Annotated in this window: 1 protein-coding gene; it reads left to right on the top strand. The window is 36.2% G+C overall.

Features of this window, described 5'->3' with window-relative positions; genetic code table 11:
- The coding region (locus SM753_RS21115) for a hypothetical protein (protein WP_323192996.1) at positions 1 to 240 on the top strand (240 nt) is incomplete at both ends.

The raw sequence follows: 240 nt of genomic DNA, 5'->3' as shown, positions 1-240 counted from the left end.
GCTGTAGATTTGAAAGGAAGTCTAAGAGCTCTTTCTGAATCTTCTGAGGTATATGAAGAGATTCCTGATTGTTCAAAGGTTGAAGTAAGATGGGATCCTGATAAAGTTGAAATAAAAAAAAGTGAGAGGGTTAACAAGAACAAGTTTCAACAAGATCTTGACGATCAAAGTGGTCTTTGTGGTAAATCGCACTATAACCTTGAGACAGATGTTAAAGTTTGGTCAGATTTTTTGTACGCC

The sequence above is a fragment of the Halostella sp. PRR32 genome (assembly GCF_034808085.1).
In the GTDB taxonomy this organism is placed as follows: domain Archaea; phylum Halobacteriota; class Halobacteria; order Halobacteriales; family Natronoarchaeaceae; genus Halostella; species Halostella pelagica.
This window is presented reverse-complemented; position numbering and strand designations above follow the sequence as displayed.